The sequence below is a fragment of the Bogoriella caseilytica genome, assembly GCF_003752405.1.
Taxonomy (GTDB): domain Bacteria; phylum Actinomycetota; class Actinomycetes; order Actinomycetales; family Actinomycetaceae; genus Allobogoriella; species Allobogoriella caseilytica.
Genome location: NZ_RKHK01000001.1, coordinates 641,220 through 667,498 on the forward strand (window position 1 = coordinate 641,220; position 26,279 = coordinate 667,498).

The following is a 26,279-nucleotide window of genomic DNA, read 5'->3' on the forward strand; positions in this document are numbered from 1 at the left end:
ACTCGAACCGTCCGATGTGAGGAGTGCAGCACTGGCTGCCAGGGGCACGAGGGAGCCCGCTGGCTCAGGTCACTGGCTCCGCCCCCAGGATTCGAACCCGGATCTCAAGGCACCAAAAGCCTGCGTGCTGCCATTACACCAGGGCGGATCGGGAACCAGCGTAGACGCTCAGTCCCCCGGCTCGAGACGCGGAGCCTTTTCCAACCCGCGCAGACCGTTCCAGGTGAGGTTCACGATGTGTGCCGCGACCTCGGCCTTCTCCGGACGGCGCGTCTCCAGCCACCACTGCCCGGTCAGCGCGATCAAGCCCACCAGCATCTGCGCGTACATGGGCGCTGCCGCGGGATCGAGCCGCCGCAGCCGGAACTGCTCAGCCAGCAGATGCTCCACCTGGCTGGCGACGTCGCCGATGACTGAGGAGAAGGTTCCCGTGGCCTGGGCCACCGGGGAATCGCGCACCAGGATGCGGAAACCGTCGGTGTTGGCCTCGATGTAGTCCAGCAGAGCCAGCGCAGCCCGCTCGACGATCCGGCGCGGGTGCCCGCCCGAGGAAAGCTGCTCGGTGAGCATGCCCAGGAGCTTCTGGACCTCCCGGTCCACCACCACCGCGTACACGCCTTCTTTGCCGCCGAAGTGCTCGTAGACCACGGGCTTGGACACCTTGGCTCGGGCGGCGATCTCCTCCACCGAGGTGCCCTCGAAGCCCTTGGTGGCAAAAAGTGCGCGCGAGACCACGATCAGCTGCTCACGGCGCTGGGATCCCGTCATCCGGGTGCGCGGGCGCTCCTTGGGGCTCACCCCACCATCATGCCTGGCGGATCGCTTCGCTGCGCCACAGCTCGCCCGGAGCGCTCCGCGGCACCACAGCTCTCTCGACGTCGAGAGGTAATCTGCAGGAATGAGCCAGGATGAGGTGGACCGGATCGTCGCGGCGTGGCATCGCGAACGCCCTGACCTCGAACCGGTCCCCCTGCATGTCTTCTCACGTGTGTCGCGCCTGGCCCGCCACCTGGACCTCACTCGCCGCCGGGCCTTTGCCGAGCACCGGGTGGAGAGCTGGGAGTTCGACGTCCTCTCCGCGCTGCGCCGCTCCGGCGCACCCTACGAGCTGACGCCGGGGCGGCTCATCGCCGAGACCCTGGTCTCCTCAGGCACCATGACGAACCGCATCGACCGCATGGTCGCGCACGGACTGGTGGTCCGGGCTGCCGGCACCAGCGACCGGCGCATGGTCAAGGTCCGCCTCACCGACGAGGGCCGGGCCCGGGTGGATGCGGCCATGTCGCAGCTGCTCGAGTCCGAGCGTGATCTGCTCACCGGCCTCAGCGAGGGCGAGACCGAACAGCTCAGCGGCACCCTGCGCACGATCCTGCTGCGCTTCGAGGGGTGACGATGGCGTAGCGGAGCGTGGGGGCGAGGGACGAGCACCCGCGCGCAGCGCAGCTGAGGAACCCCGACCATCGGATCGAGGGGTGACGATGGCGTAGCGGAGCGTGGGGCGAGGGCTATCCGACCGCAGTCACCGCGCGCGCCCCGGGCATGGGGCCGGTGACCACCAGGACGTCTGCGGCCGCCTCGGCGCCGCGCATCACCCCTGCCACGGAGGCGGCGTGGGGCGCGTCGAGGGCGAGCGCCGCCACGGTCGGTCCGGAGCCCGAGAGCACCGCCGCCAGTGCTCCAGCGCGGTCGGCGGCCGCGAGCACATCGGCGAGCTCGGGCCGCAGCCCGATGGCGGCCTCCTCGAGTTCGTTGTGCAGGGCGCGGGCGAGCACCAGCGGATCGGCGGAGAGCAGCGCGGCGACGACGTCTCCGGCCGCGCTGCCCTCCCGGCGAGGGATGGCCTGGGTCTCAGCAACGGCGACGTCGCCGCGGAGCGCGTCGAGTTCCGCGAAGACCTCGGGGGTGGACAGCCCCCAGTCCTGGACGGCCAGCACCCAGTGGTAAGTGCCGCGGCTCATCACCGGGGTGAGGACATCGCCACGGTCGGTGCCCAGGGCGGACATGCCCGCCAGCGCGAAGGGCACATCCGCACCCAGCTCGGCGCCCAGCTCGCTCAGTGCCGCCCGGCTCAGCCCTGTCTCCCACAGGTCGTCACAGGCCACCAGGGCCGCGGCAGCGTCGGCCGACCCCCCGGCCATGCCACCGGCCACCGGCACCTGCTTGGTGATGGTCAGATGCACTCCGCCGTCGACGCCGGTGCGCTCCCGCAGGAGGTGCGCGGCACGCACCGCCAGGTTCGTCTCATCATCCGGCACTCGGTCCGCCCCGCGCCCGCGGGTCTCCACCGCGATCTCACCGCCGGTGGGCCGGGCGAGCACCTCCTCGTAGAGCGACACCGCCTGGAAAACCGTCTCCAGAGGGTGATAGCCATCCTCACGCGGGGGTCCGGCAGTGAGTGAGAGGTTGATCTTGCCGGGCGCTCGCACCCTCACGTCACGGACCAGTCTCATGGCGCCAGGGTGTCAGAGTCCGCGGGGAGGTGCCTCGCGATACGGGCGAAGTCGGTGACATCCAGTCGTTCCCCGCGCAAGGAGGGATCCACGCCGGCGGCGCGTAGCGCCTGCTCGGCGCGCGGCGCGGAACCAGCCCATCCGCTCAGCGCAGCCCGCAGCGTCTTGCGCCGCTGGGCGAAGGCGGCATCGATGACGGCGAAGACCTCTTCGCGGCTGGCGGTCGTCGACGGCGGGTCGCGGCGCACCAGGCGCACCAGGGCGGAGTCCACGTTCGGCATCGGCCAGAACACCGCGCGTCCGATGGTGCCGGCGAGGCTGGCCTGGGCGTACCAGGCGCTCTTGACCGAGGGCACGCCATAGGTGCGGCTGCCCGGTGGGGCCGCGATGCGTTCGGCCACCTCGAGTTGGACCATGACCAGCACCTCCCGGAGGGAGGGCAGCGCCCGGAGCAGGGTGAGCAGCACCGGCACGGCCACGTTGTACGGCAGGTTGGCTACCAGCCGGGAGGGCGCTGTCCTTTCGGCGCCCTCACCGGCACTGGGAAAGGCCGGCAGCGAATCCGGGCCGGTCACCGTCATGGCATCGGCCTCCAGCACCACCAGGCGATCGGCGGCTTCAGGCATGCGATCGGAGACCGTGCCCGGCAGAGCCGCAGCGAGCACCGGATCGATCTCCACGGCGATCACCCGCGCGCCGGTCTCCAGCAGCGCCAGCGTCAGGGATCCCAGCCCTGGCCCCACCTCCAGCACCGTCTCACCGGCCTGGACACCACCGACGCGCGCGATCCGGCGCACCGTGCCGGCGTCGTGAACGAAGTTCTGGCCGAGGGTCTTGGTCGGTCGCACCCCGAGGGTGTCGGCCAGCCGGCGCACATCGGAGGCGCCGAGCAGGCCCGGAGATGCTGAGGTCATGAGAGCCGAGGGTACTGGGAATAGGTACCGATGGTTCGCCGTTAAAGTCTTGACGTGCGCAGCGCCGCCACGAAAAGTCACACCCGAGACACCCGCATCACCGTTGGCGCTCTGCTGCGCCCATTGAGGAGAACTACAGTGGCTAGCGCCTCTGACACCGCTCCGGCCGCGCCGGACCGCTTGCCCCGCGAGCATCTCACCGTCGTTGCCCTGCTGATCGTCTCGGCCTTCGTGGTGATCCTGAACGAGACCACCATGGGCGTGGCCCTGGCCCCGATCATGGAGGACCTCGGCATCGGACCGAGCCGCGGGCAGTGGCTGACCACCGCCTTCATGCTGACGATGGCGATCGTCATCCCGATGAGCGGCTTCCTCCTGCAACGGCTCGGCACCAGGCGCACCTTCACGATGGCCATGACCCTGTTCACCGTGGGCACGCTCTCCGCGGCGCTGGCACCGACCTTCGGGTTGCTGCTGGCCGGCCGGGTGGTGCAGGCCAGCGGGACCGCGGTGATGATGCCGCTGCTGATGACCACGGTGATGTCCCTGGTGCCGCCCGGGCGCCGCGGCCAGTTCATGGGCACCGTCTCGCTGGTGATCTCGGCGGCCCCGGCCATGGGCCCAGCCGTCTCCGGCGCGCTGACCTCGGCCTTCGGCTGGCGTGGCGTGTTCTGGACCGTGCTGCCGATCGCCGCTATCGCCCTGAGCGTAGGGGTGTGGAAGATCCGCGACGTCACAGTGCGCAAGCCCGTGCGCCTGGACCCGCTGTCCCCACCCCTGGCGGCCCTGGGCTTCGGTGGGCTGGTCTACGGCTTGGCCTCACTCGGTGAGGCCGCCGAACTCGACGGCGCCGAGCCTCCCCTTCCGCCGGGGGTCGCGGTCGCGGTGGGCGTGGTTTTCATCGCGCTCTTCGTCTGGCGCCAGCTCCGCCTGGCCGGCACCCCTCGGGTGCTGATGGATGTGCGTGTCTTCGGCACCGGCCAGTTCACCGTGGCGCTGTCGGTGATGGCCGTGGGCATGATCGCGCTCTTCGGCGTGATCGTCCTACTGCCGCTGGTGCTGCAGAACTCCATGGGCATGACCCCCGTGGCCTCCGGCGCCGTGCTCGCGCCTGGTGGCCTGGCCATGGGCCTGCTCGGCCCGCTGGTCGGCCGCATCTACGACAGGGTCGGGCCCCGCCCGCTTGTGCTTCCCGGAGTGGTGCTCGCCATCGCGGCCTTCCTGGCACTGTCCACTCTCGGGCCGGGCTCCCACTGGGCCGCTGCCCTCGGCGGGCATCTCCTGCTCTCCCTGGCGCTGGCGCTGCTCTTCACACCGCTGATGACCACGGCGCTCGGCTCCCTGCCGCCTGCGCTGTACTCCCACGGCTCGGCGACCGTCTCGACCATGCAGCAGCTCGTCGGCGCGGCCGGGGTCGCCGGATTCGTGGCGGTGCTGACTCTGCGCGAGACCACGCTGCTCGATGGTGGCGCCTCAGCTGCGGAGGCCCTGGCCGGCGGCGCCGGCCTGGCCTTCATGGTCGGCGCCGGGGTGCTGCTGATCTGCGGCCTGCTGGCCCTGCGCCTGCGCAAACCCGCCCCCCTGGGCGAGGAGGTGCCGGCGCCCGTGGGCGAGAACACCTCCGCTCCGGCTGGGCGCTAGTACCCCAGCATGTGGCGCAGCGCCGTCTCAAGGGTGCGGTGGCGGAAGTCGTAGCCGAGCTCCTCGGCGCGCTCCGCAGAGACGTCCTGATCGGCCTGGACGATCTCCCGGCTCCCCTCTCGCCCGAGCAGAGCCTGCGGGCCGAGGGCCGGTACCGGGATCGCGGTCGGGCGATGCAGCACCTGGCCGAGGGTTCGCGCATGCTCCCGGGCCGTGACCGGCTCCGGGGCCACCGCATTGACCGGCCCGTCGGCGTCGGCGTCCAGCACCAGGTGGGCGATCAGTCCGGCCACGTCGTCCAGTGAGATCCAGCTCTGCGTCTGCGTGCTGCCCAGCGGACCGCCCACACCGGCGACCATGAGCGGCAGGAGCTGCTGGAGGGCACCGCCGGACGGGCTTTGCACGATGCCCACCCGCGGCATCGCCACGCGCACCCCGGCCTGCGAGGCGGGCCGGGTCTCGGACTCCCAGGCCGCGCAGACCTCGGCGAGGAAGCCCTCACCGCGGGGATCGGACTCGCGCAGGCGGCCATCCGCGCTCTGCGGGTGCTGGGCATCCGGGGCGGCTCCGTAGAACCCGATCGCCGATCCGTTGATCAAGGCGCGCTGGCGGCCGTCGCCGGCCAGCTCGGCCAGCCGTGTTGCCAGGAGCCGGGTGCCGAGCACCCGGGAGGAGATCACCGCGCGCTTGTGCTGGACGGTGAAGCGCCCGGCGAGCGGGTGCCCGGCCAAGTTCACGACGACATCGACGTCGCGGAGCGCCTCGACGTCGAGCTCGCCCGCGTAGGGGTCCCACGAGATCTCCCCGGGGCCGCGCGCGGGGCGGCGCACCAGGCGGATGACCCGGCAGCCGGCGCCGCCGAGCAGGGCACACACCTGAGTACCGATCATGCCTGAAGCCCCCGTGACGGCCACGGTCGGCGTTCTCTGGTCGCCGCCTCCCTCAGCCCGGAGCTGGCTGGGCAGCCGGCCGTGCGCACGGTGGAAGGTGAGATCGCCGAGGAGCTGGCGCTCCCGGAAGCCGAACTGGCGCACGAACTCCGCAGTCATCACCGACTCGAGCTGTGGCTCCGCGGGGCGAGCCAGCCGCGGGAGTTCGTACTCCACATGGTCGACCATCCGGGAGGCGGGCCCACTCGCTGGGTCCGCCGCACCACCGGCATCCTCGGTGGCGTCGGTGAACTCCCGGGAGTGCAGCCAGAAGGAGAAGGGCCCAGAGACCGCCTCATCGGCCATGACCTCGCCGGGCTCGTAGGCGCTGTGGCGCGCCAGCCACGCCACCTCGGGGGCGAGGAACCCCGGAACGGGCAGTGGCAGGAGCGTGCGCGCCAGGCCGTAAGCCGAAGTCACGCCCAGGCCGAAGCGCCCGGGCGGGAAGACCTTCAGGCGTGCCTGGGCGCCGACGTCGATGCCGTCCGGTTCAGCGACCACCCTCCCGGCGAAGGGCGGGAAGAGCCGCGTGAGGGCTCCGGGGCGAGCCAGCCATGCGGTGACGTCCTCGCGGGCGAAGGGGAGGTCGGTGACCTTCCGGTAGATGGGCATCAGACCTCTTCCCTCGCGCGGAGTCTCCGTAGAGCGGGGGCCTCAGAGCCCCTGTGCCAAGCGATGGTACGCGGCATTCCACCGCAGTTCCTGGGCAAAACCGCGGGTGGTGGTGCCCTCGTCGATAACCGCCAACTCCACCTCGGTCATCTCAGCGAGATCGGCGAAGGCTTCCAGGCCGGCCGCGGTGCTCAGTACCGTGTGGTGGGCCGCTCCTGCGGTCAGCCAGCACTCGGCCGAGGTGGCGAAGCCCGGGCGAGGCTCCCACACCGCGCGCGCCACCGGCAGGTTCGGCAGCGGCGCGTCCGGCGGCACCAGGTCGACCACGTTGGCCGTCAGCCGGAAGCGCTCCCGCAGGTCGGACATGGCCACCACCACGCCTTCGCCCGGATCGGCGTCGAAGACGAGACGGACCGGGTCCTCGCGGCCTCCGATGCCCAGCGGATGGATCTCCACCTTCGGGGTGCTGGTGGTCAGGGAGGGGCAGATCTCCAGCATGTGCGCGCCGAGGATCTTCTCCTGGCCCGGCGTCATCTCGTAGGTGTAGTCCTCCATGAGGGACGCACCGCCCGGCAGGCCGTGGCCCATGACCTTCGCGGCCCGCACCAGCAGCGCGGTCTTCCAGTCGCCCTCGGCGCCGAAGCCGTAGCCCTGGGCCATCAGGCGCTGCACGGACATGCCGGGGAGCTGGCGCAGGGCGCCGAGGTCCTCGAAATTGGTGGTGAAGGCCTCGAAGCCGCCCTCCTCCAGGAAGGAGCGCAGACCGGCTTCGAGGCGCGCGCTGTAGGCCAGGGAGTCGCGGCGGTCGCCGCCTGCACGCAGCTCGGGCACCACGTCGTAGGTCTCGTCGTACTCGGCCAGTAGCTGGTCGATCTCGGCGTCGCTGACTGCCGCAACCCGCTCGGCGAGGTCGTTCACGCCCCAGGTGTTGACCGAGACGCCCAGACGGATCTCCGCCTCGGTCTTGTCCCCCTCGGTGACGGCCACGTTGCGCATGTTGTCGCCGAAACGGGCCAGCTTGAGGTTCGTCAGGGCATCCCGGCCGGCGGCAGCGCGCACCCAGGCGCCCACCTTGCTGCGCACGCGCGGGTCACTGGCGTGGCCGACCACGTTCTTGCGGCGCTGCCCGGTGCGGGTGGCGATGTAACCGAACTCGCGGTCGCCGTGCGCAGCCTGGTTGAGGTTCATGAAGTCCATGTCGATCTCCGCCCACGGCAGAGCGACATTGGCCTGGGTGTGGAAGTGCAGCAGCGGCTTGTCCAGCGCTTCCAGCCCGAGGATCCACATCTTGGCCGGGGAGAAGGTGTGCATCCAGACGATCACGCCCAGGCAGTTCTCGTCGGCGTTGGCCTCCAGGGCCGCGCGGCGGATCGCATCACGGTCGGTGAGCACCGGTTTCCAGACCACCTCGGCTGGTATCTCGGCGCCGTCGGCGAGGGTGCGAGCCACCTGCTGGGACTGTTCCGCGACCTGGCGCAGCGTCTCCTCGCCGTAGAGGTGCTGGGAGCCGGTGAGGAACCAGATCGTCTTGCCTGCGTACGGGTCCTGCATGGTCATGAACCGGCCTCCTCGCCGTGGTGGGGATCCTGCTGCTGCTCAGGCTGCTTGCCGCCCTGGCCGTAGACGTTCTGGTAGCGGGCGTAGAGGGAATCAATATGGGCCTGTTCGATGCGCTGCACCTCGCCGAGCTGACGCGCCACGTGCACCGTGCGTGCCACCTCCTCGCACATCACCGCGGCCTTGACCGCGGCGCGGGCGTCCTTGCCGATGGTGAAGGGGCCGTGTTGAGCCATGAGCACCGCCGGCGAGCGCGACTCGCGCAGGGTGTCCACGATGCCGCGGCCGATGGAGTCGTCGCCGATGAGGGCGAAGGGGCCGACGGGGATGTCCCCGCCGAACTCATCCGCCATCATCGTCAGCACGCACGGGATCGCTTCATGGCGCGCAGCCCAGGCGGTGGCGTAGGTGGAGTGAGTGTGGACCACACCGCCGACGTGCTCCATGTGCCGGTAGACGTAGGCGTGCGCCGCGGTGTCCGAGGACGGCTGCAGCCGGGCCGGGGTGCCGTCGTCGATCTTCTCGCCGTCCAGGGTGCAGACCACCATCACCTCGGCGGCCAGATCGTCGTACGAGACCCCGGACGGCTTGATGACGAACAGACCGGGCAGGCCGGCCTCCTCGGTGCCCGGAACCCGTTCGGAGACGTTGCCCGCGGTCCAGACCACCAGTTCGTTGCGTGGCAGCTCGGCATGCAGTGCGGCGACGCGCTCGCGGGTGGCTGCCACATGCTGGCGCAGCGCCTCGGGCAGGTCGGTGAGTGTGAGCATCGTTCCTCCAGTTCCTGCTGCGCTCAGCGCAGGGTCTCCACGGCGGTGCGCTGGATGTCCACGCCGGCGGCGTAGGTCTCGAGCCACGTGGAGTAGCCGGCCACGTCCTCGGCGTCGGGCTCGACGACCTGGAGCGCGGCTTCGGCGAAAACGCGCTCGCTCAGGTACTCGCTCAGGGACGACCCCTCGCCATGACGCCGGTAGGCGGCCAGCACGGCCATGCCCCACGCGCCCCCCTCGGCGGCCGTGTCGCCCACGGCCACCGGCGCGCCCAGCGCGGCGGCGAGCAGGCGCTGCGCGACTCCAGCGGTGCGGAAGAGCCCGCCATGGGCAAACATCGCCTCGAGTCGGACGCCCTCGGCATCCAGCACCCGCATACCCAGGGAGAGGGTGCCGAAGATGCCGTAGACCTGGGTGCGGGCGAAGTTGGCCAGGCTCAGCCGGCTTCCCGGGGTGCGCACCACCATCGGACGCCCCTCGTTCACCCCGGTGATCGGCTCTCCGGCGAGGTAGTTGTAGGCGAGCAGGCCGCCGCCATCGGCATCACCTTCGAGCGCTGCGCCGAGCAGGGCGGCGTAGACTTCGCCCGGCTCGGCCGGGCTGCCGAGCGCCGCAGCGAACTGGCCGAGAAGCTCAGCCCAGGCACCGAGTTCGCTGGCGCCGTTGTTGCAGTGCACCATGGCCACCGGATCACCGGCTGGGGTGGTGACGAGATCGATCTCGTGATGCACCCGCTTCAGGGGGCCTTCGAGCACCACCATGGCGAAGATCGAGGTGCCGGCGCTGACGTTGCCGGTGCGCGGGGCCACCGAGTTGGTGGCCACCATGCCGGTACCGGCGTCGCCCTCGGGCGGGCACAGCGGGATGCCGGGCTGCAGCGTGCCGGTCGGGTCCAGTGCGGCCGCACCTTCGGCGGTCAGTGAGCCGGCTTCGGCGCCGGCGTCGAGAACGCGCGGGAGAAGCTCGGCCAGCGGCCGGGTCGGGCGAGTCGCAGCCTGGGCCGCGAGCGTGTCGAAGTCGGCGAGCATGTCCGCGTGGTAGGCGCCATCCTGGATGGGAAACATGCCTGAGGCGTCACCGACACCGAGGACCTTCTCCCCCGTGAGGCGCCAGTGCACGTAGCCCGCGAGCGTGGTGAGGAAATCAACCTGCGGCACATGCGCCTCGCCGTCCAGGACGGCCTGGTACAGGTGCGCAATCGACCAGCGCAGCGGGATGTTCTGGCCGAAGAGCTCGGTGAGCTGCTCGGCCGCCGCGCCGGTGCTGGTGTTGCGCCACGTGCGGAAGGGCACCAGCTGGTCACCGGCAGCGTCGAAGGCGAGGTAGCCGTGCATCATCGCTGAGACGCCGAGCGCCCCGGCCGTCGTGGGCCGCACCCCGTGACGCTCCTCGGCATCGCCGAGCAGTGCGGCACAAGCGGCCTGCACGCCTGACCAGACCTCGTCGAGGGAGTAGGTCCACACCTTGTCGAGGTAGCTGTTCTCCCACTCGCTTCCGCCAGTGGCGAGCACCTGGTGGTCCTCGTCGATCAGGCAGGCCTTGATGCGGGTGGATCCCAGCTCGATCCCGATGGCGGTGCGGCCCTCGCGGATGGCCGCTGCGCTCTGTTCCTGCGGAGACATGCTCTTGGCTCCTTCGCCTGGCGAGCCGGGCGGTGACCCGGCGCTTCCATCGTTGATGTTAACGATCACACCTATGCAGTTCAAGCGGCGGGCGAGCTGGTCGAGGATCGCAGCACCAGTGAGGGCGCCACGGTCACCGAGGCGCCCGGCAACTCACCGAACGCCTGCAACAGCGCCCGGATCGCCTGATCACCCAGCTCGGTGAAGGGCTGGCGCACAGTGGTCAGCGCCGGTCCGAAGAATCCGGCCGCATCGACGTCGTCGAACCCCGCCACCGACACCTCGCCCGGCACCGTCCAACCGGCTTCCTGGCAGGCCCGCACAGCGCCCAATGCCACGTAGTCGTTGGCCGCGAAGATCGCCGTGGGTGGCTCCGCCTCAGCCAGTAGGCGCTGCGTGGCGGCATGCCCGTCCGCCGCTCCCCAGCCAGCGACGTCGACCAGTCGTGGCTCCAGGCCCGCAGCCAGGAGCTCCTCGCGCCAACCGGCTCCGCGTTCGCGCGCATCGAACCACTCCGCGGGACCGGCCAGGTGCACCATGCGCCGGTGACCCAGATCGATCAGGTGCCGGGCGGCCTCGCGCGCTCCCTGGCGCTGGTCCACCCGGACCGACTGCACGGCCACGCCGGGCTCCGGTCCAGCGCCGACGAGCACCATGGGAAGCTGACCCACCATGCGCTGGGCGGTACGGGCCATCTCCGCGATCGGGGCGATCACGATGATGCCCTCCACGTGGTGACCGAGGAAGAAGCTCATGACCTGTTCAGCGGTCGCCGCATCGGAACCCCTGACCACGGTGAGCACCGTGGCATAGCCCGCTTCGCGGGCGGCCTCCTCGATGGCGATCGTCACCCGCGTGGGACCGAAGAGCGCATCGCCGGGGCTGACCACGCCGATCAGGCCGGTCCGCCGGGTGCGCAGGGCGCGTGCGGACATGTTGCGCCGATAGCCCAGCGCGGCGATCGCCTTCTCCACCCGAGCCCGAGTTTCCGGGCGCACCAACTCAGGGTTGTTGAGCACGCGCGAGACAGTCTGGTGTGAGACTCCGGCTCTGGCCGCGACGTCAGACATTGACGGCGCACCGGACGGGGTGACCTGAGTTCTCACGGGGCTCCTCGGTGCAGCGGCTCTACGGAGAGTGTAGTGGGGCTCACTCTCGCTCCGCGCCCCGATCAGGACCCGGCGGCTCGCACGCCGACGCCGTGGTGCTCACGCAGCAGATCGGCCAGAGCGGTGCGTTCCTGGGTGCTGGCGAACTCCCAGCTCGCGGCGTGTTCCGCGGCGTCCTGGGGCGACATCCCTCGGAAGAGCTCCTCGAATTCCGCCAGCAGCGGCTCGGCGAGCAGGATGGAGCGGAAGACCTGATCCAACCAGCGCTCGGGACCCCACGGGTAGGGATCGAAGTGCGGGAACTCGGCGGCGAACAGTTCCGTGAGAGGTTCCATGAGGTGACGCACGCCTGCATCGGAGCTGCCCCACTGGTCCACACCCAGCCGCGCTTTTGCCTGGAGCATCGGGGCGATGCGCTGCACGTACCGGCTTTGCGGTGAGGCGACCTGGACGCCCTGCAATCCGAGATCCTTGTAGGTCCACAGACTCCAGCTCGCGCCCGCCTCCCGGTACACCTGCAGCTGGTCTTCCAGGAGCGCCAGTCGCTCGGCATCGATATCGGGCACACCGGTGTACTGCGGACCGAACTCCCCCACCCAGATCGGTGTTCCCGTGCGCCGCTGGAACTCAGTGCGTCGGTCGAACACCCCGCGCAGAGCCTCGGAGTCGAACCAGCGCCCCTCGGTCTCGCCGGGGTACCGGGCTTCGGGGATCATGCCCGGACGGGCGTAGTCGTGGGCGGTGTAGACGGTGTTGGCCATCGGCTCGTCGAACATCGAGAAATCCGTCGAGTAGGTATTACCGTCCAGGAAGAGCACATGCCGCGGGTCGACCGCGCGGATGGCCTTTTCGAGGCGAGCGTAGTAGGGGGCCAGACGCTCTCCGGTGCGGTCGGCCGGTTCGTTCATCGGGTTGTAGCCAGCCACCGTTGGCTCATCCTTGTAACGATCGGCGAGGACTTCCCAGAGGTGGACCACCCGATCCTGGAAGTGCCGGTGATCCCAGAACGTGTCCCAGTGCGTGGGGTTATCGGAGTGCCAGTGTTGGTTCTGGGCTCCAGGAAGGGCGTGGAGGTCCAGAATGACCCAGAGATTGTTGCGCCGGCATACCGAGACCGCCTCATCGAGCAGTCGCAGCCCTTTTTCTTTGATCTCGAAAGGCGCCATGTCGTCCTCGAGGTGCCGGTAGTTCACGGGCAGCCGGACCGAGTTGCACCCGAGCGAGCTCAGGTACGCAGCGTCGGCGTCGCTGAAGAACCCCTTCTCGAAGGTGTCGAAGAAGCGGGTGTACCCCTCCTCCCCGAGTGCGGACCGTAACGCCTGACGCTGCAAGGTCTCCGTCGAGGGATAGCCGGTAATGAAGTTCTCCATGTTCAGCCAGCCGCCCAGGCCGAAGCCTGTCAGCACCACCGTCTCCCCTGATTGGTTCACCAGACGCGCACCGTCGACAGAGATCCATTCCGGCATGTCAGCACTCCTTCGGGCTGAGGGGCGAAGCGGCGGCGTCCTACCGGCCCACCCGCTTGACGTGGTCACCTTCGCCTCCTACGTTAAGCGAAACGTTTCATTCTGTGAAGGGGGAACGCATGACCTCAGGGACAGCCGTTCAGCACCCCAGCCGCCAACTCGCCTCGGGGGCTCACATCCCGATCATCGGACTGGGGACCTTCGGCTCGGACCGCTACGGATCGGCAGAGGTCTCCGCAGCCACGGCGGGAGCCATCGAGGCTGGCTACCGACTCATCGATTGCGCCGCCGTCTACGGCAATGAGGCAGAGATCGGCGCCGTGCTGGAAGCGGCCTTCGACCAGGTCGCGCCACGCGAGGACTTCTTCGTGATGTCGAAGGTGTGGAACGACGCCCACCGGCCGGCGGACGCCGTCGCCTCCGTGGAGAGGTCGCTGCGCGATCTCCGTGTGGACCACCTCGATGCCGTCTTCCCGCACTGGCCGTTCCCGAACCACCACCCACCCGGCGCGGACGGTGACGACCGCGATCCGCAAGCGCGCCCCTACGAGCATGAGCGGTTCATGGACTTGTGGTCCGCCCTGGAGGCCTTGGTCGACCAGGGCCTCATCCGGCATCTCGGCACCTCGAACATGACGATCCCGAAGCTGGAACTCGTGCTGCGTGACGCCAAGATCCGGCCCGAACTCAATGAGATGGAGCTCCATCCCTCTTTCCAGCAGCCCGAGCTCTTCCGATTCTGCCTGGACCACGGGATCCAACCCATCGGTTACTCGCCCCTCGGCTCCCCCTCGCGACCCGCGCGAGACCGAAGTTCCGAGGACGTCGTCGACATCGACGATCCGGTCGTAGCTCGCATCGCGCAGGACCACCAGGTCCACCCGGCGCTGATCTGCCTGAAGTGGGCGGTTGCGCGCGGGCAGATCCCGATCCCCTTCTCCGTGAAGCCCCGCCAGCTCGAGGCCAATCTGGCAGCGGTGCTGACCGACCCTCTGACCCCGGCGGAGCTTGAGGCCCTGCGATCCACCGATCGCAACAGCCGGTTGATCAAGGGCCAGGTCTTCCTCTGGCCGGGCGCCACCTCTTGGCTCGACCTCTGGGACGTCGACGGGACCATTCCCGGGTGGAACGGCTACGGCTCGATCCTCGAACATGCCTCACCGCGCTCGGCGTCTGCTCAAGAAGCCCGGAAGCGCCCATGCTGAAGTACGACCTGACCCACCCCCCGCTCATCGCGGCCTTGGCGAGCGCGGGCCACGGCGACCGGATTCTCATCGCCGACGGCAATTTTCCCTCGCTCGCCATGACCTCCCCGCAAGCCCGGTTGATCCATCTGAACCTCGCACCGGACTTGCTCACCACCACAGCAGTGCTCCGCCCCATCCTCAGCGCCGTGAACCCGGAGAGTGCGGTCATGATGGAGGCACGGGACCCGGCGCCGGTGCAAGCCGAGCTCCGGGGCCTCCTCGGCGCCGGGGTGCCGGTCGACCACCTCGGACGATTCGCGTTCTACGACCTGGCGAAATCTCGCGAGGTCGGGGTGGTGATTCAGACCGGTGACACCCGACCCTACGGCAACGTGGTGATCACCATCGGCATGCGCTGACTCAGGGGTCGTCCAGCCGCAGCACGGATCCGCCCGCAACGAACTGCGGGGCCAGCCGTGTCAGTTGCGGCGCCGCCTCGTCAGACGGCTCGGCCGCCAATCGCTGGAGGAGGATCTCGGCAGCACCTCGGCCGATGGCCGCGGTCGGCTGCGCGATGAGGGTCATCGGGGGCACCGTGACCTTGGCGAGGTCGACTCCGTCGAAACCGACCAGGGAGATCTCCCTCCCGATGCGCAACCCGGACTCATTGATCGCGATGACCGCGCCCACGGTCAACTCGTAATTGGCGCAGAAGACCGCCGTGGGCCGCGTGGGTGCCCCCAGCATGCGCGCCATGGCCTCTCGTCCGGCAGAGACGACCAGCGGTTCAGCACCGTCGAACTCCTCCGGTAGGCACACTCCCACCTCGCTCAGGGCCGACAGGAAGCCCTGCCGGCGCTGACGCATGGTCGAGACCGAGCGCTCTCCGCCCAGCAGAGCAATCCTCGTGTGCCCATGATCGAGCAGATGCCGCCCAGCCATGCGGCCGGCCGCCACGTTGTCGAGGAAGACCCCATCGGTATGCAGCTCGGGCGCCTCCCAGTCCACGACGACGATGGGCAGCCGGCCACGCACGTCGCGAAGCGCCGCCACATCGGAGGGAGTCGGCACGGTGATGATGCCCTCGACCATCCGCCGCAGCATGAGCTCCACGGCACGTCCGTCGGACTCCACACTCGTCGCCACGATCACGCTGTAGCCCGCAGCCCGCAGGGTCTCTTCCACGCTCGCCACGATGGTGAGGTGGAAGTCGTTGTTCAGGGCTGGGAGCAGCACTCCCACGGTGCTGGACCTCCGCCTCCTCAAGCTCCGTGCGATGTCGTTCGGCCGGTAGTCGAGCGTCTGCGCGGCCAGTTCGATCGCCGTCCGGTTCCGTTCGAGCACGGTCTTGCCGTTGAAGTATTTCGAGATGGTCGCCAGCGACAATCCGGTCTCTCGCTGAATGTCCTTGTAGCTGGCCATGATCTCCCTGTCACCCGGCACCCATGCCCGCGTGACGCCGAAATGGTCCACGACATGTTGACTACCCCCGCCGCCTACTCTAGCGTCTCGGAGCAGTAGAGCGTAACGTTTCGCCCACGGCGTCCAGCTCTACGGCGCCACGACTCAAGGAGGAGTTATGGACTCAGCATCCGACCAGCGGCGTCCACGGAAATGCACCGCGCACGTGGCCACTGCCGCTGCCATCAGCCTCGCGGCGCTCACCGCATGCAACGGAGGATCCGCCGGCTCCGGCATGGACGGTGAGACCGTCATCATGCACACCTGGGTCGGCGGCGACGCCGACCGCGAACAGTGGGGTGCTTACGTCGAGGCGGGCAATCAGGCGGACTCATCCGTCGACGTGAGCTTCTCCGGCCCGGCGATCGGGAACTACTACACCGCACTGCCCACGGTGCTCCAGGGGTCCAATGCGCCGTGCATCGTGACCTTGCAGAACGGTCAGGTCAGCCCGTACATCGAAGGTCTGGAGCCTCTCGAGGATCTTGCCGCTGATGTGGGGCTGGACCTGAACGAGTACAACGAGGCGATGCTCGAGCAGCTGAGCGTCGATGGTGAGGTCTACGCGATCCCCTACGGCGCCGAGCCAAATCTGATCTTCTACAACCGCGGGATGTTCGAGGAGGCCGGCGTGCCTGAACCGACCCTGGGCTGGACGACCGAGGAGTTCCTCGAGGCTGCCGAGGCTCTGACGGGCGATGGCCAGTACGGCTATGCCATCGGCCCTGGCCTCTTCCACCCCACCTACTGGATGGCCGCCAATGGCGAAGCAGACTGGGTCCAGGACGGCGTCGGTGACCTCACCGACGAGAACTTGATCGAGCGCATCCAGTTCAAGATCGATCTGGCCACTGAGCACGAGGTGGCCCGGCCGCTCGAAGCGGATGCCGGTGGCACTTTCCCCCACATCGATGCCTTCAGCAACGGTCAGGCCGCGATGATGATGAACGGCACCTGGGACCTGCAGCACCAGCAGGACCAGATCGGTGAGGAGAACCTCGGCATCACCTCCATCCCCAGTGATGACGGTGTGGCGCGGGGCGCGATCGCGGGAACCGGCTTCGCGGTGACACAGAACTGCAGCGACCAGGAGGCCGCGATGAACGCCATCGCTGCGATGACCAGCCTCGAGGCTCAAGAGGAGGTCGGCCGCACGCGCGGCAACGTCCCCTCGCGGGAGGCCGCGCTCGAGGCGTGGGGCGCTGACGAGGCCGAGGAGATCGTCGAGGTGGTTCGCGAGGTCACCACCAACGGCGTGGCCTCAGAGATCCCGCACAACATCAATGAGTTGAACACCGGATTCAGCCAGTACATCGTCGAGGCGTATGCGGGGAGGAGCTCGGTCGAGGACGTCCTCCAGTTGATCGCCGCAGACGACGATCAATCATGACCACCGGAGCAGCCCTGGGCTCGCGCACGACTGCGGGCCCGGGGCACCGGAGGGCGCTGCGCGGGTCCACCGGCTGGCAGGGGTGGGGATGGATCTTCGTGCTGCCAGGGCTCGTGGGCCTCGTGGTCTTCGTCGTGACCCCGATGGTCGCCTCCCTCGTCCTGGGCTTCTTCGACGCCACCCTGCTCGGCGGACTGACACCGGTCGGCCTGGACAACTTCTCCCGGATGGTCGGCGATCGGCAGTTCCTGAACAGCGTGGTGGTGACCACCCTGTTCGTGCTGATCTTCGTTCCACTGAACATCGCGCTCTCGACGGCGATGGCGCTGTGGCTGCGCACCCGGCTCGCGGGCCGGTCCTGGCTCCGGGTGATCTTCCTGATCCCGGCGCTCTCACCGATGGTGGCCAACGCTGCGGTCTTCCGGATGCTGCTGCAGCGAGATGGCCTGTTCAACTCCGTGCTCGATGCCGTGGGCCTGGGCGCCATCCCGTGGCTGAGCGAGGGCCGGTGGGCGCTGGCAGCGATCATCCTCGTCTCGGTCTGGCAGACCTTCGGTTACAACATGATCATCATCGGCGCCGGACTGGACTCGGTGAACCCCGATGTCATCTCCGCCTCGCGCATCGACGGGGCCGGTGCGCTGCGCCGGCTCTGGTCGATCACAATCCCGCTGACCAGCCCAGCGCTCTTCTTCGCCACCGTCATGACGGTGATCGGCGCGTGGCAGACCTTCGCGCAGTCCTACATCATCACCGGCGGCGGCCCGGGCGACAGCACCACCACGATCATGCTGTACCTGTACCGGACCGCCTTCTCTTACAACCAGTTGGGCTACGCCTCGGCGATCAGCGCAGCTCTCTTCCTGATCATCGCCACCGTGACCCTCATCCAGGTCTGGGGCCAGAAGAAGTGGGTGCACTATGACGGCTAACGCTTCCATGCTCCCGACCACCGGCTCCGGACCTCTGCCGCCAGCCGACGAATCTCGCGGTACTCGAGCCGCGCCACATCCCGGCCGGCGCCGCTCCCGGCGCGGGTGGATCCTCAGTAGCGCTCTCGCCTGGCTGGTGGCGCTGATCTTCATGATGCCGATCATCTGGACTTTCCTGACGGCACTCAAGCCCGGCAACGAGGTGTTCTCCAGCGGACTACGGCCCTTCGGATCAGAAATCTTGTGGTCGAACTTCGCCGCTGCGTGGACCGAGATCGGATTCGGCCGGCTCTTGGCGAACAGTGTGGGAGTCGCGGCGGTCACCACCGTGCTCACCCTCGCCATTGCGACCTGCACCGCCTACGCCTTCTCACGGCTGCGGTTCCGGGGCCGTCATGGTCTCTTCGTGCTCTTCGTGCTCACCCTCACGCTGCCGATGGAGATCGCTGTCGTTCCCCTGTTCCTCGGCTTCAATGCAGTCAACCTGTTGGATACCTGGACGGCGCTGATCCTGCCCTCGCTCTTCGGCGCTTTCGGCGCCTTCCTGCTGCGTCAGTTCATGCTGCAGATCCCCGGCGAGATCGAGGACGCAGCCAGGATCGACGGGGCTTCGACTCCGCGGATCCTGACCACGATCATCGTGCCGCTGGTGCGACCGGCCCTCGCGGTCCTGGCTGTCTTCACCTTCCTCGGTAGCTGGAACAGCTTCCTGTGGCCGCTCATCATCCTGAACTCGATGGACAAGTGGACCCTGCCCTTGGGGCTGGCCGGTTTCACCACACAGACCGGCACCCAGTGGGAGCTGCTGATGGCGGCCTGCGTGCTCACGCTGATCCCCGTCATCGTCCTGGTCATCGTGGCACAGCGACAGCTGGTCGCCGCGATCGGCGCCGGAGCCTTCGGTGGACGATGAACCGGAGGTCCCGCCATCCTTGGCACCACGAATCGGAAGGACACCATGTCACTGAGCCCGCTGGACCCGGCAGGACTCCCACCGGCCGTCGACGTCTCAGATAACTCCGCTGCGCTCCACGCCGTCGATGAGGTGATCGCCCGCGGCCCGTATGACGCCACGTGGGACTCACTGACCCGGTACCAGCCACCGCAGTGGTACCGGGATGCGCGCTTCGGGATCTTCATCCACTGGGGCGCTATCTCCGTGCCCGCCTTCGGGAACGAGTGGTACCCGCGCACGATGTACCAGCAGGGCACAGCGGCCTTCGAGCACCATCGGACCACCTACGGCCCGCACCGGTCTTTCGGCTACAAGGACTTCCTCCCGCATCTGACGATGGAACACTTCGACCCCGCACAGTGGGCGGGGCTCTTCCGGCGAGCCGGTGCGCAGTACGTGGTGCCGGTGGCCGAACACCACGATGGCTTCGCCATGTACGAGACTGCCCGTTCCCGCTGGCACACCGGGAACATCGGGCCGAGGCGCGATGTGTTCGGCGAACTCCTGACCGCCCTCGATGAGGCCTGGCTCGTTAGCGGGGCCTCCTCACACCGGGCCGAGCACTGGTTCTACATGAACCCCGGTCTCGCCTTCGACTCCGATGTGCGCGACCCGGACTTCCTCGATCTCTACGGCCCGGCCCTGCGCAAGGAAGTCACGCCGACCGAACGCTTCCTCGAGGACTGGCTGCTGCGCACGGTGGAGATCATCGACACCTACCGGCCTCAGCTGCTGTACTTCGACACCGGCATCGAAGAACCGTCCTTCGAGCCCTACCTGCGGCGCCTGGCCGCCTACTACTACAACCGCGCCGCGCAATGGGGGCGCGAGGTGGTCATCAACGCCAAGTGGGAGGCGTTCCGGCCGGGCAGCGTCGTTCCCGACCTCGAGCGCGGTTCGCTGGCCACCACCTCACCGGAGATCTGGCAGAACGACACCTCGGTCTCACGCAGTTCCTGGTGCTGGGTGCCGGACCACGACTACAAGAGCGCCGCTGATCTCCTTGCCGAGCTCGCCGATGCGGTGTCCAAGAACGGGAACTTCCTGCTGAACATCGGGCCCAAGGCCGATGGCACGATCGCGGAGGAGGAGGCCGGCCTCCTGGAGGCGATCGGCGATTGGCTGGCCGTCAATGGCGAGAGCATCTACGGCTCCAGCCCGTGGCGGATCCACGCCGAGGGGCCTACGCGCACACCGGCCGGCCCGCACTCCGATGGTGCGGCGGCCAGCTACGGCGTCGGGGACTACCGATTCACGGCCATGACCGAGGTGGGGCACGACTACGTCTACGCGATCGCGCTCACTCCCGTGCATGCCGACCGCCTGCGCGTGCGCAGTTTCGGCCGCAGCAGTGGATTGCTGGAGCGGCCCATCACCGATGTCCGGGTGCTGGGGTTCCGCGGCGAGCTCATCTGGACCGTCACCGACGACGCGCTTGAGGTGGTGCTGCCCGAGGAGCTCCCGCCCACCGCGGGTGGCCCCGTGATCCGTATCGAGCTGGCCCCCGAGGAGCCCCACCGGCGGATCGACTTCTTCCACGGCATCGGCATCTGATCCCCCGCGCCGCCGCGCGAGGGCCGTGTGGGCTCACGCGCCGCCGGATCGCCCTGGACCCGGTCCCCAGCGGCGGCTCGGATTCCCTACCCTCGTCAGGTGGCACATCTCCTCGGGGCCGAAGGCCTGCACCTCGCACTCCCGGACCGGGTCCTCCTCGAATCCGTCACGCTCGGCGTCGACGAGGGCGACCGGATCGGCGTGGTCGGCCGCAATGGCGACGGCAAGTCCACCCTGCTGCGCCTCCTCGCCGGCACGTCCGAGCCCGACGCCGGCCGGGTGACCCGCCGTGGCGGAGTGCGCCTGGGCATGCTGCACCAGTCCGATGGTCTCGATCCAGCAGCCAGCGTGGCGCAGGCGATCGTGGGCGACCGTCCGGAGTACGAATGGGCCGCCGATCCGCGCGTGCGCGACATCTTGGCCGGCCTGGTCTCCGACCTCGATTGGCATTCCCCCGTCTCGGCCCTGTCCGGAGGACAGCGCCGGCGCGTCGCACTGGCCCAGGTGCTGGTCGGCGAGTGGGACATCGTCATCCTCGATGAGCCCACCAACCATCTGGACGTCGAGGGCATCGCCTGGCTGGCCGGCCACCTCAAGCGCCGGTGGACGCGCGGTTCCGGTGCGGTGCTGGTGGTCACGCACGACCGTTGGTTCCTCGACGAGGTGTGCACCGCCACCTGGGAGGTGCACGACGGCCTGGTGGAGCCCTTCGAGGGCGGATACGCCGCCTACGTCCTGCAGCGGGTGGAGCGCGACCGCCAAGCCGCTACCGCCGAGGCCAAGCGGCAGAACCTGATGAAGAAGGAGCTGGCGTGGTTGCGCCGCGGCGCACCGGCCCGGACCAGCAAGCCCAAGTTCCGTATCGACGCGGCGACCCAACTCATCCAGGACGTGCCGCCCCCGCGCGACACCGTCCAGCTCACCTCCACGGCGGTGGCACGCCTGGGCAAGGACGTCGTGGACCTGCTCGAGGTCTCGGCCGGCTACGGAGATCACACGGTCATTCGCGACATCACCTGGCGCCTGGCGCCGGGCGAACGCACCGGCCTCCTCGGGGCGAACGGTGCTGGGAAGTCCACCCTGCTCAATGTCATCTCCGGAACACTGACGCCGAGCTCCGGCCGGGTCAAACGGGGCAAGACCGTGCGACTGGCGGTGCTGGACCAGCAGTTCTCCCAGCTCGCGGAGATCGCCGGTGACCGGGTGCGCGAGGTGCTGGCCCGCTCCAAGGCGAGCTTCGAGATCGACGGCAAGGAGCTCACCCCGGCGCAGTTGCTGGAGCGGCTGGGCTTCGCCCGTGATCAGCTCTCCACCCGGGTCTCCGACCTCTCCGGCGGCCAGCGCCGGCGGCTGCAGCTGCTGATGGTGCTCCTGGACGAGCCGAACGTGCTGATCCTGGACGAGCCCACGAACGACCTCGACACCGACATGCTCGCCGCCATGGAGGATCTGCTCGACTCCTGGCCGGGCACACTCATCGTGGTCTCGCACGACCGGTACCTGCTTGAGCGCGTCACGGATCAGCAGTACGCGGTGCTGGATGGCCGGCTGCGGCACCTGCCCGGCGGGGTGGACGAGTACCTCGGGCTGCGCGCCGCGCAGGGTGCGATCGGGACGGGGCCCACCGGTGCTGGGGAGCCTGCCGGAGGATCTGCCGGGGCCGGTTCCGGGGAGGATCCCGAGGCGCCCAGCGGCGCCGAGCTGCACGCGGCTCGGAAGGAGCTCGCCGGCATTGAGCGCAAGCTCGGCAAGTTCGCCGCACGGAGGAAGAAGGTGCACGACCGGATGGCCGCCCACGACCAGGGCGACTACACCGGTCTCGCCGAACTCACCGCCGAGCTGCGAGCCCTGGACGAGGAGGAAGCCGAGTTGGAAGAACGCTGGCTGGAAGTGACCGAGATCCTCGGCTAGACCGGCCGGGACGACTTCGTTGCCGAATCTGCCCTGATAGGGGCGAGATCGGCAACGAAGTCATCGAGGTGGCCGAACGCGCGGGCCCAGCTCACCCCACCGTCAGAGCAGGCCGAGGCTGCGCGCGCAGGCGGGCCATTGGCCCCAGCCGGCGCGCTGTTGCAGGATCTGGGCGCGCTGGGTCTGTTCTGCCGCGGAGGCCTCGCTCGGCAGTCCGGTGCCGCCGACGGACTGCCAGGTGGGCAGGGCGAACTGATACATGCCGTAGTAGCCGTTGCCGGTGTTGGTGCTCGGGTTCCCCCCGGATTCGCACTGCGCGAGCTGGGCCCAGACCCCGGCCGGGGCGGAGCCACCGGAGTCACCACCCGAGGAGCTGCCACTGGAGGGCGAGGAGGCCGGCTGGGGGGCGGGCGCAGGGGCAGGAGCCGGCTCGGGCTCAGGTGCCGGACGCTCCGCGGTGCCGTAGGTGATCACGCGGTCAACGGGCTCGGTGGTGACCTCTTCGGAGACGAGCTCCCGCTCGACCTCCTCACCGTCGACCGTCACCGTCTCGAAGGTGCGGGTCCGCTCGCCGACCTGACCGTCGACGGTGACCCGCTCGGTGCCTTCGTAGAGGGAGGAGTCGGCCTGGCGGACCACCTCGAACTCGATCTCCTCGGTCTCGGTCTCCTGGCCGTGCTCGACGCGGGTGATGGCCAGGATCGCGGCGCCGGCCGCGGCATCGGCCTCGGCGGTCAGCTCCAGCTCGTCGTGCTCACCGAGTTCGATCTCAGCGACCTCCAGGGCATCGACGACCTCCGCCTCGTCCTCGAGCTCGTGGCGGTCACGCTCGCCGTCGGCCGCGATGACCACCGCTCCGCCGCCGTCGACCAGCGGCAGGTCGACCTCGGTCTCGAGGTCGCCGTCCTCGGTGAGCGTCACCGGGACGACCGGCTCGTGGCCGGCACGCGAGAGTTCGTTCAGCAGATCAGTGATGCTCGAGGCAGTCGTCCAGACCTGCTCCTCCTCACCCTCGAGGATCACGGGGTGCTGCTGTGCGTAACGCACCACCACCGCGTCGCCGCTGCTCAGCGAGGAACCGAGCGCGGGGGTGATCTCGTCGTGCGGGCCAAGCTCGATACCCTCCTTCTCGAGCAGGCTGGTCACCGAACCACTCCAGGTGCTCACCTCGGTGATCTCGCCGTCGACGTCGATCTCCACGGTCTTGTGCGCTTGGGCGGCCACCGCACCGGAGACGCCGAAGACTGGCACCAGGGCTGCTGCGGTCCACAGCATCCACCGGCGTCGCTTGTGGGGGGTGGCCGGTGCTGCGGCCTCGGTGGCAGGGGTGTTCTCAGGCTGGTTCATAGCTGTCTTTCCTCAGGGGGTCACGGGCTCGCGGCACGCCCGTAGGACGGCGCCGGCCGAGTCACGGACTCGGTGCGGCCCAGGCGGAGTGGCCAGCGGGGAGGCTGGCCTCTCGGTGAGCTCAGTAGTGCCCTTGGCGCTGGAAGACTCCCCAGGCGCCACAGGGTGAGCCGTATCGCCCGGCGATGTAGTTCAGACCCCATTCGATCTGAACCCCGGGGTTGTTCAAGTAGTTCTGCGCGTTCGGGCCATGGGGCCAGTCGGGGAAGTGCACGGACATCATGGCCTGCGGTATGCCGCGAGCCGAGCTGATCGGGTTGGCGGCCTGATGGTTCCAGCCGGACTCCCGGGTCCACAGACGTTCCAGGCACGTCCACTGCTCACCGGTCCAGCCGCGGTTCGCGGCCAGTTGGGCGCCGAGGGCGCGGTTTCCGGAGAGGTTCGACGGCACGGTCGCGGCCGGAGCGCTGGGCTGGCTGGCGGGAGCCTCACCGGCGTCAGTGGCAGCATCCTCCCCGGCCGTGGCGGGAGCCGAACTGGAACCAGCGGGAGCCTCCAGCGAGGAGGAGGTCTCCGGTGAGGATTGGGCCACCACGGGCGCGGGCGCCTGGGTGCCCACCCGGGTCACCTCGGGGACACAGTCCTGGGTGACGGCCGAGAGCTGCTCACGGGAGCGCTCGTCGCCGGTCTCGCGCACCCGGTACGTGGTGGTGATGGTGCCGTCGCGCCCCTCGGTCTCCACGCGGGTCTCACCGCGCGGCAGGTCGGGGTCCTCTTCTTCGACGGCGTCGCACGAGATGGTCTCTTCCTCGAACTCCAGGTCCGAGGCGCTGCGGTGAATCTGCACCACCGCACCCTGGGGAACCGATCCGCGCATGGATGCGGTCACGACGTCGTGCTGGGCCACCACGATGCCGGCTTCGAGGAGCGCCTCAGCGAGGGTCTCCACCTCAGTGTCGATCTCGATGCTCTCGCCGTCGACCTCCACGGTGAACTGGCCGCCGGACTGTACTTCCGGCGCCTCCAGCGCGGTGCGGAAGCTCTCTCCGCGCTGCTCGGCACCCGAGGTGCGCACGTGGTCCAGGCTCGCCAGCGAGGTCGAGGCGATCCCGGCCGGTGCGCCGAGAACGTCGGAGGTCACGTCGGACTGAGCGAGCGTCACGGCGCCCACGCTGAGCACGGCCGCACCCGCCACTCCGGCACGCAGGAAGGTCACTGCGGCGGTGGGGAGCCCGAGGGCCGCGAGGCCGCGGCGACGGGGGGCCTCACGCTCGCTCTGCCGCCGCGCACGGCGCGAGGGCAGCTCGCCTGGGGCCTGCCCGGTGGAGGAGCCGGGCGTAGTGAAAGGTTCCACGGAGGTATCAAGTCCTGTCTGGAGGGAAGACCGAACCCGCCGACCGTAACCGATTCGTGACCTTCATGGGAACCCCCAGAGGGAATGGGGCCCGTGCTGTCCGCCACAGGGCGCCGCCGATCGGTTCGACTCAGTCCAGCCCGAGCGACTCGATCGTGCGCCGCACGACCACGGCCGACGCGCGGAATCGCTCCGATTCTTCCTCGTCGAACGGCACCTCAAGCACCTCCGAGACGCCGGAGGAGTCAACGACCGTCGGCACCGAGAGCGCCACACCCGACACGCCGCGGTAGCCGTCGAGGATCGAGCTCACCGGCAGGATGGCGTGCTCGTCGCGCAGGATGGCTTCTACGATGCGTGCGCCGGAGACGCCGATCGCATAGTTCGTCGCCCCCTTGCCCGCGATGACCCGGTACGCGGCATGGACGACGTCGTCGGCGATGCGATCGAGCTCGGGCCGCGCGAACGGCACGCCGTCCGCAACCGGCCACTCACCGATCGGGATGGGGCCGATACGCGCCTGCGACCAGAGCGCGAACTCGGAGTCGCCGTGCTCTCCGACGATCATGGCGTGGACGCTGGAGGTCGCCACCCCGGCGCGTTCCGCGATCAGCCAGCGCAGGCGCGAGGTGTCGAGCACCGTGCCCGACGAGAGGACACGGTTCGGCGGCAATTCGCCGAAGCGCTGCGCTGCGACGGTCAGCACGTCGCACGGGTTCGTCACGAGCATGAAGACCGCCTCGGGGGCCCGTTCGACGAGCGCCGGCATGAGGTTGCGCAGAATCTCCACATTGTCGCCTGCGAGATCGAGACGCGACTGCCCGGGGTGCTGCTTCGCACCGGCGGTGATCACCACGACGTTCGCGCCGTTCACCACATCAAGGTCACTCCCGCCGCGGATGCGCGAAGCTCCCGTGAAAGCGGTGCCATGGGCGAGGTCGAGGATCTCCGCATTCACCTTCTCGCGGTTGATGTCGTACAGCGACACCTCCCGCGCCGTTCCACGCAGAAGCGCCGCGTAGGCCAGGGAGGTACCGACGGCGCCCGCCCCGACGATCGCGAGTTTCGAGTTCTCGATGACAGCCATGGCCCCATGCTCGACGCTCAGCAGAGCGCCG

Annotated in this window: 22 protein-coding genes and 1 tRNA gene; 9 read left to right on the forward strand and 14 right to left on the reverse strand. The window is 69.1% G+C overall.

Annotation, left to right across the window (positions count from 1 at the left end; all coding sequences use genetic code 11):
- Positions 1–73: 73 nt before the first annotated feature.
- Together EDD31_RS02930 and EDD31_RS02935 are read right to left on the reverse strand one after the other, a co-directional pair.
- Positions 74–148, reverse strand: a tRNA-Gln gene (locus tag EDD31_RS02930).
- Between the two features lie 20 nt (positions 149–168).
- Entirely contained in the window at positions 169–768 is a 600-nt protein-coding gene (locus tag EDD31_RS02935) for a TetR/AcrR family transcriptional regulator (RefSeq protein ID WP_123302836.1), read from the reverse strand.
- Between the two features lie 130 nt (positions 769–898).
- Here EDD31_RS02935 and EDD31_RS02940 point away from each other — a divergent pair, with 130 nt between their 5' ends.
- Positions 899–1,390: a MarR family winged helix-turn-helix transcriptional regulator gene (locus EDD31_RS02940; RefSeq protein ID WP_123302837.1), complete on the forward strand. Its 492-nt coding sequence runs from the start codon at positions 899–901 to the stop codon at positions 1,388–1,390.
- A 115-nt stretch (positions 1,391–1,505) separates the two neighbouring features.
- Here EDD31_RS02940 and EDD31_RS02945 read toward each other — a convergent pair whose 3' ends face one another.
- Together EDD31_RS02945 and rsmA are read right to left on the reverse strand one after the other, a co-directional pair.
- Positions 1,506–2,450, reverse strand: coding sequence for a 4-(cytidine 5'-diphospho)-2-C-methyl-D-erythritol kinase (locus EDD31_RS02945; protein WP_123302838.1), 945 nt, complete (start codon positions 2,448–2,450; stop codon positions 1,506–1,508).
- Complete coding sequence (gene rsmA, locus EDD31_RS02950; RefSeq protein WP_123302839.1) at positions 2,447–3,364, reverse strand: 16S rRNA (adenine(1518)-N(6)/adenine(1519)-N(6))-dimethyltransferase RsmA; 918 nt, start codon at positions 3,362–3,364, stop codon at positions 2,447–2,449. Before rsmA ends, EDD31_RS02945 begins: the two co-directional genes overlap by 4 nt.
- 138 nt (positions 3,365–3,502) lie before the next feature.
- Here rsmA and EDD31_RS02955 point away from each other — a divergent pair, with 138 nt between their 5' ends.
- On the forward strand, positions 3,503–5,005 hold the full coding sequence (locus tag EDD31_RS02955) for a DHA2 family efflux MFS transporter permease subunit (RefSeq protein ID WP_245990805.1): 1,503 nt from the start codon (positions 3,503–3,505) through the stop codon (positions 5,003–5,005).
- Here the strand turns inward: EDD31_RS02955 and EDD31_RS02960 are convergent.
- The 6 genes from EDD31_RS02960 to EDD31_RS02985 all read right to left on the reverse strand — a co-directional run bounded on the left by EDD31_RS02960 (position 5,002) and on the right by EDD31_RS02985 (position 13,070).
- Positions 5,002–6,546, reverse strand: coding sequence for a TIGR01777 family oxidoreductase (locus EDD31_RS02960; protein WP_123302841.1), 1,545 nt, complete (start codon positions 6,544–6,546; stop codon positions 5,002–5,004). The two genes, EDD31_RS02955 and EDD31_RS02960, sit on opposite strands and share 4 nt — an antisense overlap.
- Positions 6,547–6,588: 42 nt before the next feature.
- Positions 6,589–8,097: an L-arabinose isomerase gene (gene araA / locus EDD31_RS02965; RefSeq protein ID WP_123305050.1), complete on the reverse strand. Its 1,509-nt coding sequence runs from the start codon at positions 8,095–8,097 to the stop codon at positions 6,589–6,591.
- Between the two features lie 2 nt (positions 8,098–8,099).
- Positions 8,100–8,873 carry an L-ribulose-5-phosphate 4-epimerase gene (locus EDD31_RS02970; protein ID WP_123302842.1) on the reverse strand — a complete coding sequence of 258 codons (774 nt, stop codon included), beginning with the start codon at positions 8,871–8,873 and terminating at the stop codon, positions 8,100–8,102.
- Positions 8,874–8,896: 23 nt separating this feature from the next.
- Positions 8,897–10,495 (reverse strand): xylulokinase, encoded by a 1,599-nt coding sequence (locus EDD31_RS02975; RefSeq protein WP_123302843.1) that lies wholly within the window; start codon positions 10,493–10,495, stop codon positions 8,897–8,899.
- An 80-nt stretch (positions 10,496–10,575) separates the two neighbouring features.
- Entirely contained in the window at positions 10,576–11,565 is a 990-nt protein-coding gene (locus tag EDD31_RS02980; protein ID WP_123302844.1) for a LacI family DNA-binding transcriptional regulator, read from the reverse strand.
- A 101-nt stretch (positions 11,566–11,666) separates the two neighbouring features.
- Positions 11,667–13,070, reverse strand: a complete 1,404-nt coding sequence (locus tag EDD31_RS02985; RefSeq protein ID WP_123302845.1) for a glycoside hydrolase family 5 protein — start codon at positions 13,068–13,070, stop codon at positions 11,667–11,669.
- Between the two features lie 119 nt (positions 13,071–13,189).
- Between EDD31_RS02985 and EDD31_RS02990 the strand changes: the two genes are divergently transcribed.
- Together EDD31_RS02990 and EDD31_RS02995 are read left to right on the forward strand one after the other, a co-directional pair.
- On the forward strand, positions 13,190–14,275 hold the full coding sequence (locus EDD31_RS02990) for an aldo/keto reductase (RefSeq protein WP_123302846.1): 1,086 nt from the start codon (positions 13,190–13,192) through the stop codon (positions 14,273–14,275).
- The gene (locus tag EDD31_RS02995; protein WP_123302847.1) at positions 14,269–14,676 is read left to right on the forward strand and encodes an RbsD/FucU family protein; all 408 of its coding nucleotides are present in this window, start codon (positions 14,269–14,271) and stop codon (positions 14,674–14,676) included. Before EDD31_RS02990 ends, EDD31_RS02995 begins: the two co-directional genes overlap by 7 nt.
- Before the next feature lies 1 nt (position 14,677).
- On the opposite strand, the gene EDD31_RS03000 is transcribed toward EDD31_RS02995, so the two are convergent.
- Positions 14,678–15,730 carry a LacI family DNA-binding transcriptional regulator gene (locus EDD31_RS03000; protein WP_123302848.1) on the reverse strand — a complete coding sequence of 351 codons (1,053 nt, stop codon included), beginning with the start codon at positions 15,728–15,730 and terminating at the stop codon, positions 14,678–14,680.
- Between the two features lie 106 nt (positions 15,731–15,836).
- On the opposite strand from EDD31_RS03000, the gene EDD31_RS03005 reads away from it, so the two are divergent.
- The 5 genes from EDD31_RS03005 to EDD31_RS03025 all read left to right on the forward strand — a co-directional run bounded on the left by EDD31_RS03005 (position 15,837) and on the right by EDD31_RS03025 (position 22,460).
- Positions 15,837–17,108 (forward strand): ABC transporter substrate-binding protein, encoded by a 1,272-nt coding sequence (locus tag EDD31_RS03005; RefSeq protein WP_123302849.1) that lies wholly within the window; start codon positions 15,837–15,839, stop codon positions 17,106–17,108.
- Complete coding sequence (locus EDD31_RS03010) at positions 17,105–18,040, forward strand: carbohydrate ABC transporter permease (RefSeq protein WP_123302850.1); 936 nt, start codon at positions 17,105–17,107, stop codon at positions 18,038–18,040. Before EDD31_RS03005 ends, EDD31_RS03010 begins: the two co-directional genes overlap by 4 nt.
- Complete coding sequence (locus tag EDD31_RS03015; protein ID WP_245990810.1) at positions 18,030–18,953, forward strand: carbohydrate ABC transporter permease; 924 nt, start codon at positions 18,030–18,032, stop codon at positions 18,951–18,953. The genes EDD31_RS03010 and EDD31_RS03015 overlap by 11 nt, the downstream gene beginning before the upstream one ends.
- Positions 18,954–18,998: 45 nt before the next feature.
- The gene (locus EDD31_RS03020; RefSeq protein ID WP_123302852.1) at positions 18,999–20,549 is read left to right on the forward strand and encodes an alpha-L-fucosidase; all 1,551 of its coding nucleotides are present in this window, start codon (positions 18,999–19,001) and stop codon (positions 20,547–20,549) included.
- Positions 20,550–20,648: 99 nt separating this feature from the next.
- Positions 20,649–22,460: an ABC-F family ATP-binding cassette domain-containing protein gene (locus EDD31_RS03025; RefSeq protein WP_123302853.1), complete on the forward strand. Its 1,812-nt coding sequence runs from the start codon at positions 20,649–20,651 to the stop codon at positions 22,458–22,460.
- Between the two features lie 102 nt (positions 22,461–22,562).
- Here EDD31_RS03025 and EDD31_RS15050 read toward each other — a convergent pair whose 3' ends face one another.
- The 3 genes from EDD31_RS15050 to EDD31_RS03040 all read right to left on the reverse strand — a co-directional run bounded on the left by EDD31_RS15050 (position 22,563) and on the right by EDD31_RS03040 (position 26,248).
- Positions 22,563–23,807 (reverse strand): resuscitation-promoting factor, encoded by a 1,245-nt coding sequence (locus EDD31_RS15050; RefSeq protein ID WP_281270416.1) that lies wholly within the window; start codon positions 23,805–23,807, stop codon positions 22,563–22,565.
- 121 nt (positions 23,808–23,928) lie between these two features.
- Positions 23,929–25,161, reverse strand: a complete 1,233-nt coding sequence (locus EDD31_RS03035) for a resuscitation-promoting factor (RefSeq protein ID WP_123302854.1) — start codon at positions 25,159–25,161, stop codon at positions 23,929–23,931.
- Between the two features lie 130 nt (positions 25,162–25,291).
- The gene (locus EDD31_RS03040) at positions 25,292–26,248 is read right to left on the reverse strand and encodes an L-lactate dehydrogenase (RefSeq protein WP_123302855.1); all 957 of its coding nucleotides are present in this window, start codon (positions 26,246–26,248) and stop codon (positions 25,292–25,294) included.
- Between the last annotated feature and the right edge of the window lie 31 nt (positions 26,249–26,279).